The sequence below is a fragment of the Cryobacterium sp. SO1 genome (assembly GCF_004210215.2).
Lineage (GTDB): Bacteria > Actinomycetota > Actinomycetes > Actinomycetales > Microbacteriaceae > Cryobacterium.
In genome coordinates, this window is record NZ_CP067394.1 from 276,260 (window position 1) to 292,329 (window position 16,070).

The window sequence follows — 16,070 nt, forward strand, 5'->3', positions numbered from 1 at the left end:
AAGAACATGGCACCGAAGAAGAAGGTTACTGGTCTGATCAAGCTTCAGATCAAGGCCGGCGCCGCCAACCCCGCACCGCCCATCGGGCCGGCGCTGGGTCAGCACGGCGTGAACATCATGGAATTCTGCAAGGCCTACAACGCCCAGACCGAATCGCAGCGCGGCAACGTCATCCCGGTTGAGATCACCGTGTACGACGACCGTTCCTTCACCTTCATCCTGAAGACCCCGCCCGCGGCGGAGCTCATCAAGAAGGCCGCAGGAGTTGCCAAGGGCAGCGGAACCCCGCACACCGTCAAGGTTGCCAAGCTCACCAAGGCGCAGGTTCGCGAAATCGCCGAAGCCAAGATGGTTGACCTCAACGCCAATGACCTCGACGCCGCGTCGAAGATCATCGCCGGAACCGCTCGTTCGATGGGCATCACGGTCGAGGGCTAACACCTTCTCGTTCGACTCGTCGAACACCCGCCGACAGGCATGGTCTTCGCGACCTGCCGACTGGCACCAAGTGGAAGAGCCAGCCAGGCTCACGAAAACCACGCTCTCAGCACATGCATCTACAGGAGATTCAAAATGGCACCCAAGTCAAAGGCCTACCGCGCTGCGGTCGAGAAGATCGAAGCCGATAAGTTCTACACCCCCACCGAAGCCGTCACCCTCGCTCGCGAGACCGGCTCCGTCAAGTTCAACTCCACCGTCGAGGTCGCGCTTAAGCTCGGCGTCGACCCCCGCAAGGCCGACCAGATGGTCCGCGGCACGGTGATTCTTCCGCACGGCACCGGCAAGACCGCCCGCGTCATCGTCTTCGCAACGGGCCCCGCGGCTGAGGCAGCCATCGCTGCGGGCGCCGACGAGGTCGGTGGCGACGAGCTCATCGAGAAGGTGGCCGCCGGCTATACCTCGTTCGACTCCGCCGTCTCGACCCCCGAGCTCATGGGTAAGGTCGGTCGTCTCGGTAAGGTCCTCGGCCCGCGCGGTCTCATGCCCAACCCGAAGACCGGAACCGTGACGCCTGACGTCGCCAAGGCCGTGTCCGACATCAAGGGCGGAAAGATCGAATTCCGCGTCGACAAGCACTCCAACGTGCACTTCGTCGTTGGCAAGGCTTCGTTCTCGGCCGACCAGCTGGGCGAAAACATCAGCGCAGCGCTCGAGGAGATCGTTCGCCTCAAGCCGAGCTCTTCCAAGGGCCGCTACATCACCAAGGGCGCTGTCTCGACCACCTTCGGTCCCGGCATCCCGCTTGATGTGAACAGCATCTAAGCATTTCGCTGGAGCGCTTCGCAAGAAACGCACATTGCAACAGGGGCCCGTCGCCAGACGGGCCCTTTTGTGTGCCCGGGGTGGTGGCGCCGTCACCCCAGTACTGGGCAGTCTGCGAGGTTTGGCGAGGGTAGCCCCCGTTGACGGCGGTACTGTGTCAAGCTCGGTAGCACGGGCAGTAGTGCCCGTCGCGAAGGAGGGGAATCGTGGCGTCAACAGGCGGGGAAACGGTCTATCTTACCCTGCGCGCGCGCATCCTCTCCGGCGAGCTGGGCTCTGGCCTGATGCTGAGGGAACAGGCCCTGGCCGAGGAACTCGGGGTGAGTCGCACCCCGGTTCGGGAAGCGCTTCGTCGCCTCGACGAGGCCGGGCTGGTGACAGTCGTGCCCAATCGCGGCGCCCAGGTCGTGCCGTGGACCGTCGAACAGGTTCGAGAAACCTACTTCGTTCGGGCCGGGCTCGAGAGCCGGGCCGCAGGCCTGGCCGCCAGCCGGATCACGCCAGACGAAATCGCCATGCTCAGCGTGCTCATCGACGCCATGGAACCCCTGGTGACGGCCGACGACGACCTCGGAGTCGCCGAGCTGGGCAGGCTTAACGCCGAGTTCCATCGCATCGTGGTCACCGCCTCCCGCAGCCCGCAACTGACGGCCCTCACCACCTCAGTTGCCCGGGTGCCGTTGATGGAGGCCGCCTTCCGCGCGCACGGTGCGCTGTACCGCTCGCGGAGCAACCACCAGCACCGCGATATCCTCACGGCCTTGCGCACGCGCGACAGCATTTGGGCCGAAGCGGCCATGCGATCGCACATCCTCGGCGCCCGCAACGCCGTCAGCGAAGCCTGACCGACGCGCGAATCGCGCGGTCTGGCTCGAACCGGGGTTCGACAGTGAGCGTCAGGGGCCGTTGGATCCCGGCGCGCCCCGCGCGACCAGCCGCTGGGTGTGCGGATGCTGAGGGGCGGTCAGCAGCTCCGGAACCGAGGCATACTCGACGATCGCGCCGTCGCTCATGATCGCGACCCGGTCGCATCGTACGGCGATCTCCACCCTCGAAGACACAGCGATGAGGGTGAAGCCGCGCTCCTGTTGCAGCGAGCGCAGCAGGTCCAGGAATTCCGCCTCGTCACCGGCAGAGAAGCCCCTGGTGGGATCGTCAGCGACGACCAGTTGCGGCCCGCCGACCAGCGCGCCGGCGAGCAGCACTCGCTGGCAGGTCACCGCCGGCGTCTCACCGGGGTAGGCCGCGAACACCCTCTCCGCGTCGTCAACGCCGACCCGGACGAGCAGCGCCAGAACAACCGAGGCTGCTAGGGAACGGGGCGTTTCGGTCTGGCGGGTGACCAGCGTCACGAGGTGCCGACCGATGCGAACGTTCGGGTCGAGGCGGTCGGCGGCCGGCGCGGTCAGGAACCCGATGCGCCGCCCCCGCAGGTGCCGGAAGTCCCGCTCAGGCAGCCCAACGAGCTCGATACCGTCGAACAGGATCGACCCGGACATGGCTGCGTGCCTCAGCTGCTGCATCCCCGAGATGGACTGACAAAGCAACGAGGTGCCGTCAGGGTCGTCGCCGATGACCGCAAGGGTCTGCCCACGCGGCAGCGTGAGGCTGACGCCGCCCAGCGGCTCCCGCTGCGCCCCTTCCCCGGTCGAGTGCGTGCGCAGATCGCGGATGTCGAGGAAATCGGCGGCCCGGAAACCTATGGAGGCTAGGGCCGGCGTGGTGGGGCTGGGCTGGGTGGGGCTGGGCTGGGGAGCGCTGGGCTGGGGAGCGCTGGGCAGCGCTGAGGAGAGTCCAGGTGGGGCGAGCAGGGCGGCGAGCCCGCCGTCCTGGGCCGAAGTCCGCAGCCGCGTGTCGACCATGGGCGGAGGGGTGCTTGTTGCGAGGGCGAGGGCAGCCATCACGAAGCCGACGGTGCCGAGCAGGATGCTCCCGAGTACTATGGGCAGGCTTTCGGTGGGGAGCAGCCGGGGCAGGTCGGTGGCCGGGAGCGGTGCGGCGAATGCGCCCTGAACAGTCAGTGAGCCACCGTAGAACACAAGGAATTCGACGAGTTGGATGGCCACGACTGCGGGTAGTGTGCGGTGGAGCACCCGGCGAACGACCGGCCAGGTGGTGGGCAGCCCCCGGCTGCGGGAGGTTTGCACGTGTCCCTCGGCGGCCATGATCAGCGTCGCCGCCCGGACGTGAACGGCGACGGCGACAGCGCCGCCGAACATCGCGATGGTGGCCGGAATGAGCAGGGTGTTCAGGGTGTCCAGGCCGGCGCCGGCAGACGCCTCATCGGCCAGGAACGGCAGGATCTCACCCTGCACCGCAAACCAGAAGACACTCACGAGCGTCAACCAGAGCAGGCACACGGCGCCCCCGGCAAGAATCAGGGCACGAAACCGCTGGTCGGCCCAGCCGTGGCGCCGCGGGACCAGGAGGCCTAAACCGACGCCCAGGAGACCGGACAGGATCGGTGCAACGACGGTGCCGGCGGCAAACGGCAGCCGCTCCGAAAGTGAGCGCAGCAACGCGGTGTCAGGTCCGGCCAGCGACCACGTGATAACCACTGGGGAGACCACCAGGGACAGCAGGACCAGCAGCCCCAACCATCGGGGCCATACAACAGCGCGCATGAGTGCTCGGATCTTGTTGGTGCGGCCGAACGTGAACTGACGTGTGCGGCAGAATCGGACTTGTGCTAACTGTATGCAATAAAGCCGCAGTGTGTCACCGATTTTGGCAGATCTGCCGGGCGCGACGCAGTCAATTACCTGATCGTGCATGCATATTGCATGGTGGCGACGACAAATCGGTCGGTCCGGTGCTCGGTGGGGCACCCCGGACGACCGACCGGACGCGCCGCAAGCAGGAAACAAACCGGCAACACCGGGCGACTAACATCCAGTCATGGTTGACCTCTTCAGCGGCTATGGCGCTACCTCCGCACCGCCCCGCGAGCGAGGCGCAACGTCGGCCTGGGACGAGATGTTCCCGGATCCGTCGTCGCTCTCGCCCACGGAAACCCGGGCGGCCTACAAGGATGTGTACAACGCGCTCGCCCGTATGACCCAGGAGGAACTGCGGGGGCGCACCGACGCCCTGGCCAGCTCCTACCTGGCCCAGGGGGTGACGTTCGACTTCGCCGGCGAGGAGCGGCCGTTTCCGCTCGACGCCGTGCCCCGGGTGATCGAGCAGCCGGAATGGGTGAACGTAGAGGCCGGCATCAAGCAGCGGGTCCTCGCGCTGGAGGCCTTCCTCGCCGACATCTATGGCCCGCAGGCAGCGGTGCGGGACGGAGTCATTCCGGCCGGCCTGATCACGTCGTCCAAGCACTTCCACCGTCAGGCGGCTGGGATCACGTCGGCGAACAACGTGCGGATCCAGGTGTCCGGCATCGACCTGATCCGAGACGAGGTGGGCGCCTGGCGGGTGCTCGAAGACAACGTGCGCGTGCCCAGCGGGGTCAGCTACGTCATCTCCAATCGGCGCGTGATGGCGCAGACCCTGCCCGAACTGTTCGTCTCGATGCGGGTGCGCCCGGTGGGCGACTACCCCAACAAGCTGTTGCAGGCCCTGCGCGCCTCGGCCCCGGCCGGCGTCGACGACCCCAACATCGTGGTGCTCACCCCCGGCGTCTTCAACTCCGCCTACTTCGAGCACACCCTGCTGGCCCGGCTGATGGGGGTGGAGCTCGTCGAGGGCCGCGACCTGTTCTGCTCCGGCGGCCGGGTCTGGATGCGCACCACCGCCGGTCCCACAAGGGTCGACGTGATCTACCGCAGGGTCGACGACGAGTTCCTGGACCCCCTGCAGTTCCGCGCCGATTCGCAGTTGGGCTCGCCGGGCATCCTGATGGCCGCACGCCTGGGCAACGTGACCATCGCCAACGCTGTGGGCAACGGCGTCGCCGACGACAAGTTGGTCTACACCTACCTGCCCGAGCTGATCAAGTACTACCTCGGCGAGGATGCGATCATCCCCAACGTGGACACCTGGCGGCTCGAAGACCCGCTCGCGCTGGAGGAGGTGCTCGACAGGCTCGACGAACTCGTGGTCAAGCCCGTCGACGGCTCCGGCGGCAAGGGCCTCGTGGTGGGGCCGGCGGCGTCCAAGACGGAGCTGGAGACCCTGCGGCAACGGCTGCTCGCGGATCCGCGCGGCTGGATCGCCCAGCCGGTGGTGCAGCTGTCGACCATCCCCACCCTCGTCGACGACGGGATGCGTCCCCGGCACGCGGACCTCCGTCCGTTCGCCGTGAACGACGGGTCGGATGTCTGGGTGCTGCCCGGCGGGCTCACTCGGGTGGCCCTGCCTGAGGGTGAGCTCGTGGTGAACTCCAGCCAGGGCGGCGGCTCGAAGGACACCTGGGTGATCGGGCTCGAGCCCGACTTCAACACCGGTGGCGGCTCGGCCCGCAACATCCAAGGTCTCGTCAACGACCAGGCCGCAAACACCCAGTCCATCTCGGTCATCCCGACCCGGGTCGTCGACCATTCCCCGCAGGACACCCCGCCGGGAGGCGACCAGGATCAAGAACAGCAACAGCAACAGCAACAGCAACACGCCATCACTCCAGCCGGAAGGATCCTCGAATGCTGAGCCGCATCGCCGAGAGCCTGTTCTGGATCGGCCGTTACATCGAACGCAGCGACGGCACGGCCCGCATCCTGGACGTGCACCTGCAGCTGCTGTTGGAGGACCCGTGGATCGAAGAAAACCTGGCCTGCCGGTCCCTGCTGCACCTGATGGGCAGCTCGGTACCGCCCGACCGTGAGCTGACCCGCAAGGACGTGCTCGCGACCCTGGCGGCGGACCGCACGCATCCGGCCTCGATCGCGTACTCGCTCGGCGCCGCCAGGGAGAACGCCCGGCGGGCCAGGGAGATCGTGTCGACCGAACTGTGGGAGTGCCTGAACACCACGTACACGAAGATGCCTAAGAACATCGCCAGCGCCAAGACGCACGACTTCTTCGGCTGGGTGCGCGAACGCGCGGCCCTGGCCGTGGGCATCGTCGAGTCCAGCGCCAGCCGGGACGACGCCTGGCACTTCTTCACTCTGGGCCGCAGCCTCGAACAGGCCGACATGACCGCGCGGCTGCTGGCCACCCGGTCGCTGACCGAGAACAGCGGGCCGTCCTGGACGACCATCCTGCGCTCTTGCGGGGCGTACGAGTCGTATCTGCGCACCTACCGTGGGGTGCCCTCGGCCCGGAACGCTGCCGAATTCCTGCTGCTTGACCGGCTGTTCCCGCGGTCGATCGTCTTCTCGATCTCGCGGGCGGAGCAGTGCCTGCAGGAGTTGGAACCGCGCACCGACCGGTTAGGCGTCTCCGAGTCGTCCCAGCGGGTGCTCGGCCAGATCCGCAGCCAGTTGGAATACCGGCCGATCATGGAGATCCTGAACGACCTGCCTGGGCACATGGACATGGTGCAGGACGCCACCAGCACCGCGTCGGAGTCGATCGGGCAACGGTACTTCCCGACCAGCGCTGTGCCCACCTGGACGGGAGAGGCATCGTGAAGCGCCTGCGCATCCGGCACACCACCGGTTACCGGTACAACGGTGAGGTCGCGACGTCGTACAACGAGGCGCGGATGCTGCCTGGCACGTCGCCGGACCAATTCGTGTTGTACTCCAACCTGGACATCAGCCCGGTGTCGAGCAACCACAACTACGTGGACTACTGGGGCACCCGGGTGTCGTCGTTCGAGGTGCTCACCCCGCATGCCGAGCTCACCCTCACCGCCAACAGCCTGGTGGAGGTGTCGCCACGGGAGCACCCGCTGCATCCGATGCCTTGGGGCGACCTGGCGGCGCTGGTGGCCAGGTCGACCTCGTCGGTCGAACAGTCCTGGCAGACGCCTCTCACCGAGCCGCCGGAGGATGTGGTGGCCAGCGCCGCCGAAATCGCCGGCCGGCTGGACCCGTGTGACGCGGCGCTGGCGATCTGCCGGTTCGTGGGCGAGAACATTGCCTACGTGCAGGGGGTCACCGGTGTGAAGACCAATGCCCGCGAGGCCTGGTCCGACAAGCGCGGAGTCTGTCAGGACATCACCCACGTGGCCCTCGGGGCGCTTCGCTCGGTCGGTATCCCGGCCCGCTACGTGTCCGGCTACCTGCACCCCAAGCCCCAGGCTGCGATCGGGGAGACCGTCACCGGGGAGTCGCATGCCTGGGTGGAGTGGTTCTGCGGAGATTGGCGCGGCTACGATCCCACAAACCTGATCGACATCGGCGACCGGCACGTGGGAGTGGGTCGCGGCCGGGACTACAACGACATCGCCCCGCTGCGCGGTGTCTACGCCGGGTCGGGCGGGTCACAGCTGTTCGTGAAGGTGGAGATCACCCGGGAGTCGTGAGAGTCGGCTGGGCTGCGGCGGCCGGGCTGCCTAGACTGGTAGTTGCAAGCGCGTTGTACTTGCGTTTGTAGCTGGAGTCAGGTCGAGGGAGCAGCACGGATGAGCATCGAAGACGACGCCGTCGAGGTCCGGGCGCAGGGCTGGCGCACGCTCGCCGCCCTGCACGGCCGCATCGAGACCGTGCTGGAGCGCGCCCTGCAGGCCGGCTTCGACCTCTCGGTGGTGGAGTTCACTGTTCTGGATGCCCTCAGCCGCCAGCACGGCTGGCACATGCGGATGCAGCAGCTCGCGCGTGCCGCGGCGCTGTCGAGCAGTGCGACGACCCGCCTGGTGAACCGGTTGGAGGACCGGGCGCTGCTCACCCGCATCCTCTGCGCCGACGACCGTCGGGGCATCTATACCGAGCTCACCGAGACCGGCAAGGCCCTGCTGGCCCGGGCCCGCCCGGTCTACGACGACGCGCTCGCCGGCGCTCTGTCCGCCGCCGAGGAGGAGCCGGAGCTCGGCCCGCTCGTCGACGCCCTGCACCGCCTGCCCGACCTGGCCCGAGCCTCCGCCTGACCCGAGCTCCGGCCTGACCCCGCCTGAGCCTCGGTCTGACCCCGCCCGAGCCTCCGCCGCCCGCCCGCCCGCCCGCGCGGCGCGCCCGCCCGAGCCGCCCGCCCGCGCGGCGCGCCCGCCGTCCCGAGCCGCCCGCCCTGCGAGTCCTGATTCGCCCGATTCTGCTAATACGCGCGCCGCCCAACTAGCAAAACCGGGCGAGTCTCGCGGCACGCTTGGGCGACTTGCCCGGAATCGCTAGTGCGACAGTGGCAACGACTAGCCGAAATGGGCGAGCCACGGCGGGAGGCGTGGCAGTCAGGCGGGGGAGTGCGCCTCGAGGAACTCGTAGACCTCGGTGGGGTCGACGCCGGGAAAGGTGCCCGTTGGCAGGGCGGCGAGCAGGCTCGTGGGGGTGCGGGCAACCGGCCAGGATTGGCCTTCCCACCGGCCGGAGAGGGTATCGGGTGCCCGCCGGCAGCAGGATTCATCCGGGCAGCTGGACACCGCACGGTTGGTGGTCTCCCGGCCGCGGAACCAGTTGACGTGGGTGAACGGCACGCCGACGCTCACCGAGTAGTCGCCTTCCTTGGCCTTCTCGATGCGTGAGGTGCACCAGAAGGTGCCGGACGGCGTGTCGGTGTACTGGTACCAGGGGCTGAACCGGTCGGGCACATCGAAGACCGTGCGGGCGGTCCAGCTGCGACAGACCGTGGAGCCCTCCACGGCGCCGAGGGCGTCGCTGGGGAACTGCACGTCGTCGTTCTCGTAGGCCTTGATGATGGTGCCGGACTCGTGCACTTTCATGAAGTGCACCGGGATGCCCAGCCTGGCCGTGGCCAGGTTGGTGAAGCGGTGCGCGGCGGTCTCGTAAGACACCGAGAAGGCATCCCTCAGGTCTTCGAGCGAGATCCGGCGGGCGGCTTTGGCGTCGTTCAAGAGGCGCAGGGTGTCGGTTTCGGGCAACAGGATGGCGGCGGTCAGGTAGTTGGTCTCCACCCGCTGTCGCAGAAAGTCGGCGTAACTTTCCGGCTCCGAGTGCCCGCAGAGGTGGCTGGCGAAGGCCTGGAGGATCGGGGAGCGACTGTCGCGGGACGCTGACTGCTCGGTGGGCAAGTAAATTCGTCCGTTGCGCTTGTCGGTCACCGACCGAGTGGAGTGCGGCAGGTCACCCACGTAGTGCAGGGAGAAGCCGAGGTGGGCGGCCATGTCGGCGACCACCTGGTGCGAGACCGGGCCGCCGGAATGACCGACGGCCGTGAGCAGCTCAAGCGCCTGCGCCTCGAGGTCGGGGAAGTAGTTGTCCCGCTCGCGCATCTCGGCGCGCAGCTGGGCGTTGGCGCGCCGGGCCTCCTCCGGGGTGGCCGCGCGTTCCCGGTGCAGCCGTTCGATCTCGTTGTGCAGGGTGAGGATGGTCTGCAGGGTCTCGTCGGGTTGGCCGGGGCCGACCCGGAACCGGGGCAGCCCGAGGGCCGTGAAGACCGGCCCGCGTTGAGCCCGTTCGACGGCGATCTCCAGCGCCGCCCGGGGGCTGGGCGCATCGGTGCGCAGTAGCTCGTCGACTGAGGTGTCCAGCGCCGCGGCGATCAGTCGCAGCATCGACAGGCGCGGTTCGCGTTTGCCGTTTTCGATCATCGAAATCTGCGAGGGTGCCCGGTCGACGGCCGCGGCGAGGGTGTCGAGGGTGAGTCCGAGCCGATGCCGCCGGTCCCGGATGCGACGACCCAGGGTGAGGGCGTCGAGGCCGGTTTCGCCCGGGTCGGCGGCGCCGGAGGGCCTGATCGGGGCAGGCGCCGGTCGGGTGGGTGCGGCGGGGGACGAAAAGCTGGGATCGACGGTGACCATGTGCTCATGGTCACATGCGGCGATTGTTCACACAACCGGAAGAACAGGAATTCTTCTTCGGAACGAGCCGGGGATGCGGGCGATGGCGCGCCGCAGAGTGGGTGCACGCACCAGATCCGCCCCGCACGATCCGCAATGACGCAGACCGAGGAGAACACCATGACGCACCCCACCGCATCCGGCCCCAACGCATCAGGCACCCCCGCATCCGGAGCCCGGCCCGGCGACCAGACTCAGACGGCCGCAGAACTCGCCCTGGAGTGGGCCGCCGACCCGCGCTGGGAGGGCGTGCGTCGCGACTACACCGCCGAGGACGTCATCGCGCTGCGCGGTGCGGTTCGGGAAGAGCGCACCCTGGCTCGACGCGGCGCCGAGAAGCTCTGGGAGCTCATCCACCAGAACGGCACCCCGGAGAACCCGGAGTGGGTCGCCGCGCTCGGCGCCCTCACCGGCAACCAGGCCGTGCAGCAGGTTCGCGCCGGGCTCAAGGCCATTTACCTTTCGGGTTGGCAGGTCGCGGCCGACGCCAACCTGTCCGGCCAGACCTACCCCGACCAGTCGCTGTACCCGGCGAACTCAGTGCCCGCCGTCGTTCGGCGCATCAACAACGCGCTGCTGCGGGCCGGCCAGATCGAAGGATCGGAAGCGGCAGCATCCGACGCCACTGACAACGGCACCGGCATCGACTGGATGGCGCCCATCGTCGCCGACGCCGAGGCCGGCTTCGGCGGACCGCTGAACGCCTACGAGCTGATGGCGTCGATGATCGAGGCCGGGGCGGCCGGCGTGCACTGGGAGGACCAGCTGGCCAGCGAGAAGAAGTGCGGCCACATGGGCGGCAAGGTGCTCGTGCCCACCGGTCAGCACATCCGCACCCTCAACGCGGCCCGGCTGGCGGCGGATGTCGCGGGTGTGCCCACCATCATCATCGCGCGCACCGATTCGCTCGCCGCCACCCTCATCACGAGCGACATCGACGAGCGTGACCAGGAATTCCTCACCGGTTCCCGAACCGCCGAGGGGTTCTACGACACCGCGAACGGACCCGATGTGGTCATCGCCCGCGGCTTGGCCTACGCGCCCTACGCCGACCTGCTCTGGGTGGAGAGCAGCGAGCCCGACCTCGCACTCGCCCAGCGCTTCGCCACGGAGATCCATGCCCAGTTCCCCGGCAAAAAACTCGCCTACAACTGCTCTCCGTCGTTCAACTGGAAATCCCACCTCAACGACGAGCAGATCGCGGTGTTCCAGAAAGAGCTCGCCGCCTGCGGTTACGCCTTCCAGTTCATCACGCTGGCCGGCTTCCACGCCCTCAACCACTCCATGTTCACCCTGGCCAAGGACTACTCCGAGCGTCAGATGAGCGCATACGTCGACCTGCAGGAGGCCGAATTCGCCTCGGAGGTCGACGGCTACACCGCCACCCGCCACCAGCGGGAGGTGGGCACCGGCTACTTCGATCGGATCGCCACCGCGCTCAACCCCACCAGCGCCACCCTCGCGCTGGCCGGATCCACCGAGGCCGAGCAGTTCTAACCGGCCTCGCCCTGTCACCAGCACAGACATTCGTATCGCTTCCAAGGAGAACACGATCATGACAACATCACCGCTGTCCGCAGCTCCGCCGAGTGCCGCTCGACGGGTCTCGACAAGCTCGACCACCGGGACAAGCTCGACCACCGGGACAAGCTCGACCACCGGGACAAGCTCGACCACCGGAACAACCCCTGCCACCGGGACGCGGGTCGCCAGCGCTCCACGCCCGGCCCGAGCCTTCGGCGAGACCAGCACCGGCAGCTTCGCCACCATCCACCCCCACCTCGAGGTCACCGGAACTCTCGGCGACCGTTACGACGAGGTCCTCACGCCGGCGGCCCTCGAGTTCCTCGCCGAATTGCACGACAGGTTCGCCGGCACCCGGCACGACCTGCTGGCCGCCCGGCTGCAGACCCGGGTGGATGCCGCCAACGGCCGGGACCCCCGGTTCCTGCCCGAGACCGCGCATATCCGGGACGATCCCTCCTGGCGGGTGGCCGGGCCGGGGCCGGGCCTTCAGAACCGCCGGGTGGAGATCACCGGCCCGACCGACCGCAAGATGGCCATCAACGCCCTGAACTCCGGTGCGGCGGTGTGGCTGGCCGACCAGGAGGACGCCACCAGCCCCACCTGGGCCAACGTGATCGAGGGCCAGCTCACCCTGATCGATGCCGTGCGCGGCACCCTGTCGTATGACGGCCCTGACGGCAAGGCGTACCGGGTCACCGGCGCCCCGTCCGACCGGCAGGATGGTGCGACCCCCGGGTCCACGCCGACAATTGTCATGCGGCCGCGCGGTTGGCACCTGGTGGAGAAGAACCTCACCTTCGTCGACCGGGCCAACCGACGGATGCCGGCCTCCGGCAGCCTGGTGGACTTCGGCCTCTACGCGTTCCACAACGCGCAGAAGCTGATTGAGAACGGCAGCGGCCCGTACTTCTACCTGCCCAAGCTGGAGAGCCACCTCGAAGCGCGACTGTGGAACGACATCTTCAGCCACAGCGAAGACCACCTGAACCTCGGGCACGGCACCATCCGCGCCACGGTGCTGATCGAGACCATCCAGGCCGCGTTCGAAATGGACGAGATCCTCTACGAACTGCGCGACCACTGCGCGGGCCTGAACGCCGGCCGCTGGGACTACATCTTCAGCATCATCAAGACCTTCCGCGCCAGGGGCCGCCGGTTCGTGCTGCCCGACCGTCGGGAGATCACCATGACGGTGCCGTTCATGCGGTCGTACACCGAGCTGCTCGTGGCCACCTGTCACCGACGGGGCGCGTACGCGATCGGTGGCATGAGCGCCTTCATCCCCAACCGGCGCGACCCCGCCGTGACCGAGCGAGCGCTGGAACAGGTTGCCGCCGACAAACGCCGGGAGGCCGGCGACGGCTTCGACGGCACCTGGGTGGCGCATCCGGACCTCATCCCCACCGCCAGGGCCGAGTTCGATGCCGTGCTCGGCGACCGGCCCAACCAGCTGGACCGCACGCGGGACGAGGTGCACGTCACCGCTGCGGACCTGCTGGATGTGGCGTCGGCCGGCGGCCAGATCACCGAGGCCGGGGTGCGCGACAACGTGCGTATCGCGCTTTGCTACATCGAGTCCTGGCTGCGTGGCGTGGGCGCGGCGGCCATCGACAACCTGATGGAGGACGCCGCGACGGCGGAGATCTCTCGCTCCCAGATCTGGCAGTGGATCCACGACAATTCGGCGCTCGACGATGGCCGCCGGATCGACGCGGAGTGGGTGGCCGGGTTGGTCGCCGAGGAGATGGCGGCACTGCCGCGCACAGCCGGAAACCGGTTCGACGACGCCCTCGAGGTGTTCCGGTCCTCGGCGCTCGAGGCCGATTTCCCGACCTTTCTCACCGTCGCCGCATACGCCCGCTACCTGTAGGCGTTCGGCACAGACAATCGGCCCCGTCGGCACCCCGACGGGGCCGTTTGCGCGCCCGACGCGGGAATGTGAAGCTGGGATAGTGACCGAGACGACGCCGACAGACTCTAGGCCGATAGACCCCGCACCGACCGGCTCCGCACCGACCGGCTCCGCACCGACCGGCTCCGCGCCGACCCGGCCCGCCGCCGGGCTGCGCATACGCCTGGCCCGACCCGATGAGGCCGCGGCGCTCGCCGAGCTTGCGGCCGCCACCTTCGCGCTCGCCTGCCCTCCGCATACCAGCGCCGACGCCATCGCCGCGTTCCTTACCCGTGTGCTCGCGCCGGCCAACTTCGAGACCTTCCTCGCCGACCCCGACCGACTGCTACTCGTTGCCGAGGCCGTCGGCGGAGAGGAACCACGCGGACTCCTGCTGGGCTACACGATGCTGGTCTTCGGCGAACCCCACGACGCGGATGCCGCGGCCACGATTCGTATTCGCCCGACCGCCGAACTCAGCAAGTGCTACGTACGCGCCGAGTCGCACGGAAGTGGCACGGCCGCCGCCCTGATGGCGGCCACGCTCGATGCCGCGCGGGAGCGTGGGGTGGCGGGCTCCTGGCTTGGGGTGAACCAGGAGAACGTGCGAGCGCTCCGCTTCTATGGCAAGCACGGCTTCGAACAGGTGGGCATCAAACGCTTCCTGGTGGGCGAGCGTTACGAAGACGACTACGTGCTGGAGCGCGCCCTCTAGCGATTCGAAAGCTGCGTGTCGCACCTTTTCGTCGCTCAACCCTCTCGACTGTGCTGAGGGTGTCGACGTGGACCGCGTCAGTTGTCTACCTGTGTGCCCCTCTCGTTGGTCGAGCCTGTCGACGTGCTTGTGCTGAGCCTGTCGAAGTGCTTGTGCTGAGCTTGTCGAAGTGCTTGTGCTGAGCTTGTCGAAGTGCTTGTGCTGAGCCTGTCGAAGTGCTTGTGCTGAGCCTGTACGAAGTAGATCTCGTGACCTGCCTGCGTGTGGCTAGAACGGCGGGTTGTCGGGGACCGGTGGTGTGGGTGTCCGGGTTGGCCGGTGCCGGGGAGGCATCAGGTAGCTATCCTCCGGGGGTCGTTTCCGGGTTTTCGGCCCCACCACCGGGGCGTGTGGCTGGGGTGGTCCCATGGGGTTGGCGGGGTCGGTGCGGTAGCTGCGTTTGCCTGGGGAGGTCCAGAGCAGGATCCCGCCGGGTTGTTGAGTGACTCGCCAGTGGGTGAGGTGTTTGAGTCGGTGGTGGGGTTCGCAGAGATGGGCGAGGTTGTCGCAGTCGGTGTTGCCGCCGTCGGCCCAGTCGTGGGTGTGGTCGATGTCGCTGGTGACCGCGGGCCGGGAGCAGCCGGGGAATCGGCAGGTTTCGTCGCGCACCCTCAGCCATTTCTTCATGGCTGTGGTGTTCTTGTGTTGGGTTTTGCCCAGGGAGAGTACGACTCCGGTTTCGGGGTGGGTGAGTAGTCGGGTGAAGCTGGGGGCGTGTCCGGCGATCTGTCGGGCCATCTCGGGGGAGATCGGGCCGTAGCCTTCGAGGGTGGCGGGTTCCTCGTCCAGGCCGAGCAGGGTGAGCACGGGCACGGTGATCATGACCGTGCCGCGGATCCCGGCGCCCATCCCGTCGGGGGTGATGCCGTCCAGCAGGAGGGCCCGGGTGATGTCGGCGCGGAGTTGGTCCAGGGTGCGCTTGTGCTGCTCCTCGTCCTCAGCCAGGCGCGAGTTGGAGCCCGCACCGGCTGCCGCGTCGTCCTCGGTGCCTGTCCCCGCGCTCGCGTCCGCGCCTGCCCGCCCGCCGGCTTCCCCGGCCGCGTCGCCGGCCCGGGTGGGGTCGCCGAGTTTTTTCAGTTTCACGGCCATGGTGTTGATCCGGGTGTAGGCGGCTTTGGTGTCGTGGGCGGTGCCGTACCAGTGCAACCAGCCCATCCCATCCGGGGCTGCCTCCCACCGGGTGTGCCTCTCGGCCAGGGCGTTGGTGGTGCGGGTCACGATGGACTCCGGGTGCAGCCGCTCCCGGAGCCGGCGGGCTTTGTCGCGGAACCGGCCCACCGGGAGTCGCTTGGCCTCCGGGAGTATCCGTTCTTCAAACCCGGCTTGGTGGTCCGTGGGGAGTGAGCGCAGTTGGTCGAGCAGGGTGGTGGCGTGCCGGTAGCTGATCTGTCCGGCCGCGAAGGCCTCGAACGTGGCCGGGGCGAAGCCGCAGAGGTTCCGGGCCTCGTCGAGTTGCCGGTCGATGGTGCGTTCGGCCACCCGGGTCAGGCACGCGGTTTCGCTCACGATGGTCCGCCGGGCGACGTCGTGGTCGTCCCACCGGTTGTGCGCGGCCGCGCGGGCCTGGTCCGCCGTCATCGTGGCCGCGTTGTGGTCGGCGAGGCGGATGTTCTCCGGGTTGCCGTGCAGCCGGGACGCGACCTGGGGCTGTTCGCTCCAGTCCTGCATGTCCACGAGATGTTCGATGCGGCGGGCCTGGGCCCTGGCGATCAGGCGGTCCTGGGCCGCGATGAGTTCGGTGTAGCGGATCAGATCGGCCTGGACCTGTTCGTCCAGGCTGGGCGTCGGAGAGTGGTCGTCATCGTCCGGAGCCGGCGTTGGTGCCTCAACAGTGATGCTCATACCTGAGATCGTCTCAC

The 16,070-nt window shown here is 68.1% G+C and carries 13 protein-coding genes; 10 read left to right on the forward strand and 3 right to left on the reverse strand.

The annotated features are described in order from the left end of the window. Window positions 1–6: 6 nt before the first annotated feature. The 3 genes from rplK (at window position 7) to BJQ95_RS01380 (ending at window position 2,108) form a co-directional block, all read left to right on the forward strand. The gene (gene rplK, locus BJQ95_RS01370) at window positions 7–438 is read left to right on the forward strand and encodes a 50S ribosomal protein L11 (protein WP_066592266.1); all 432 of its coding nucleotides are present in this window, start codon (window positions 7–9) and stop codon (window positions 436–438) included. 135 nt (window positions 439–573) lie between these two features. Continuing rightward, the gene (gene rplA / locus BJQ95_RS01375) at window positions 574–1,263 is read left to right on the forward strand and encodes a 50S ribosomal protein L1 (RefSeq protein WP_130177041.1); all 690 of its coding nucleotides are present in this window, start codon (window positions 574–576) and stop codon (window positions 1,261–1,263) included. A gap of 206 nt (window positions 1,264–1,469) precedes the next feature. After that, on the forward strand, window positions 1,470–2,108 hold the full coding sequence (locus tag BJQ95_RS01380) for a GntR family transcriptional regulator (RefSeq protein ID WP_130177042.1): 639 nt from the start codon (window positions 1,470–1,472) through the stop codon (window positions 2,106–2,108). Window positions 2,109–2,159: 51 nt separating this feature from the next. On the opposite strand, the gene BJQ95_RS01385 is transcribed toward BJQ95_RS01380, so the two are convergent. Further along, complete coding sequence (locus BJQ95_RS01385; RefSeq protein ID WP_256041484.1) at window positions 2,160–3,887, reverse strand: ATP-binding cassette domain-containing protein; 1,728 nt, start codon at window positions 3,885–3,887, stop codon at window positions 2,160–2,162. A gap of 274 nt (window positions 3,888–4,161) precedes the next feature. On the opposite strand from BJQ95_RS01385, the gene BJQ95_RS01390 reads away from it, so the two are divergent. The 4 genes from BJQ95_RS01390 to BJQ95_RS01405 all read left to right on the forward strand — a co-directional run bounded on the left by BJQ95_RS01390 (window position 4,162) and on the right by BJQ95_RS01405 (window position 8,176). Beyond that, a complete protein-coding gene (locus BJQ95_RS01390; protein WP_130176110.1) occupies window positions 4,162–5,853 on the forward strand; it encodes a circularly permuted type 2 ATP-grasp protein in 1,692 nt (563 codons plus the stop codon). Continuing rightward, entirely contained in the window at window positions 5,847–6,776 is a 930-nt protein-coding gene (locus BJQ95_RS01395; RefSeq protein ID WP_130176111.1) for an alpha-E domain-containing protein, read from the forward strand. The genes BJQ95_RS01390 and BJQ95_RS01395 overlap by 7 nt, the downstream gene beginning before the upstream one ends. Continuing rightward, entirely contained in the window at window positions 6,773–7,615 is an 843-nt protein-coding gene (locus BJQ95_RS01400) for a transglutaminase family protein (protein ID WP_130176112.1), read from the forward strand. Before BJQ95_RS01395 ends, BJQ95_RS01400 begins: the two co-directional genes overlap by 4 nt. A gap of 99 nt (window positions 7,616–7,714) precedes the next feature. After that, window positions 7,715–8,176 (forward strand): MarR family winged helix-turn-helix transcriptional regulator, encoded by a 462-nt coding sequence (locus BJQ95_RS01405; RefSeq protein ID WP_130176113.1) that lies wholly within the window; start codon window positions 7,715–7,717, stop codon window positions 8,174–8,176. A 297-nt stretch (window positions 8,177–8,473) separates the two neighbouring features. On the opposite strand, the gene BJQ95_RS01410 is transcribed toward BJQ95_RS01405, so the two are convergent. After that, window positions 8,474–10,000 (reverse strand): helix-turn-helix transcriptional regulator, encoded by a 1,527-nt coding sequence (locus BJQ95_RS01410; protein ID WP_130177343.1) that lies wholly within the window; start codon window positions 9,998–10,000, stop codon window positions 8,474–8,476. Window positions 10,001–10,159: 159 nt separating this feature from the next. Between BJQ95_RS01410 and aceA the strand changes: the two genes are divergently transcribed. The 3 genes from aceA (at window position 10,160) to BJQ95_RS01425 (ending at window position 14,172) form a co-directional block, all read left to right on the forward strand. Continuing rightward, entirely contained in the window at window positions 10,160–11,536 is a 1,377-nt protein-coding gene (aceA, locus tag BJQ95_RS01415) for an isocitrate lyase (protein ID WP_130177344.1), read from the forward strand. A 58-nt stretch (window positions 11,537–11,594) separates the two neighbouring features. Next, the gene (gene aceB / locus BJQ95_RS01420) at window positions 11,595–13,436 is read left to right on the forward strand and encodes a malate synthase A (protein ID WP_130177345.1); all 1,842 of its coding nucleotides are present in this window, start codon (window positions 11,595–11,597) and stop codon (window positions 13,434–13,436) included. Between the two features lie 82 nt (window positions 13,437–13,518). Beyond that, window positions 13,519–14,172 (forward strand): N-acetyltransferase family protein, encoded by a 654-nt coding sequence (locus tag BJQ95_RS01425; protein WP_370688357.1) that lies wholly within the window; start codon window positions 13,519–13,521, stop codon window positions 14,170–14,172. Window positions 14,173–14,439: 267 nt separating this feature from the next. Here the strand turns inward: BJQ95_RS01425 and BJQ95_RS01430 are convergent, their stop codons facing one another. Further along, complete coding sequence (locus BJQ95_RS01430) at window positions 14,440–16,053, reverse strand: HNH endonuclease signature motif containing protein (RefSeq protein ID WP_256041485.1); 1,614 nt, start codon at window positions 16,051–16,053, stop codon at window positions 14,440–14,442. Window positions 16,054–16,070 lie beyond the last annotated feature (17 nt).

Bases quoted from the DNA above. Each gene is read 5' to 3' on its own strand.
- rplK (WP_066592266.1), top strand. From the start codon at position 7: ATGGCACCGAAGAAGAAGGTTACTGGTCTGATCAAGCTTCAGATCAAG.
- rplA (WP_130177041.1), top strand. From the start codon at position 574: ATGGCACCCAAGTCAAAGGCCTACCGCGCTGCGGTCGAGAAGATCGAA.
- BJQ95_RS01385 (WP_256041484.1), bottom strand. From the start codon at position 3,887: ATGCGCGCTGTTGTATGGCCCCGATGGTTGGGGCTGCTGGTCCTGCTG.
- BJQ95_RS01390 (WP_130176110.1), top strand. From the start codon at position 4,162: ATGGTTGACCTCTTCAGCGGCTATGGCGCTACCTCCGCACCGCCCCGC.
- BJQ95_RS01395 (WP_130176111.1), top strand. From the start codon at position 5,847: ATGCTGAGCCGCATCGCCGAGAGCCTGTTCTGGATCGGCCGTTACATC.
- BJQ95_RS01405 (WP_130176113.1), top strand. From the start codon at position 7,715: ATGAGCATCGAAGACGACGCCGTCGAGGTCCGGGCGCAGGGCTGGCGC.
- BJQ95_RS01410 (WP_130177343.1), bottom strand. From the start codon at position 10,000: ATGGTCACCGTCGATCCCAGCTTTTCGTCCCCCGCCGCACCCACCCGA.
- aceA (WP_130177344.1), top strand. From the start codon at position 10,160: ATGACGCACCCCACCGCATCCGGCCCCAACGCATCAGGCACCCCCGCA.
- aceB (WP_130177345.1), top strand. From the start codon at position 11,595: ATGACAACATCACCGCTGTCCGCAGCTCCGCCGAGTGCCGCTCGACGG.
- BJQ95_RS01430 (WP_256041485.1), bottom strand. From the start codon at position 16,053: ATGAGCATCACTGTTGAGGCACCAACGCCGGCTCCGGACGATGACGAC.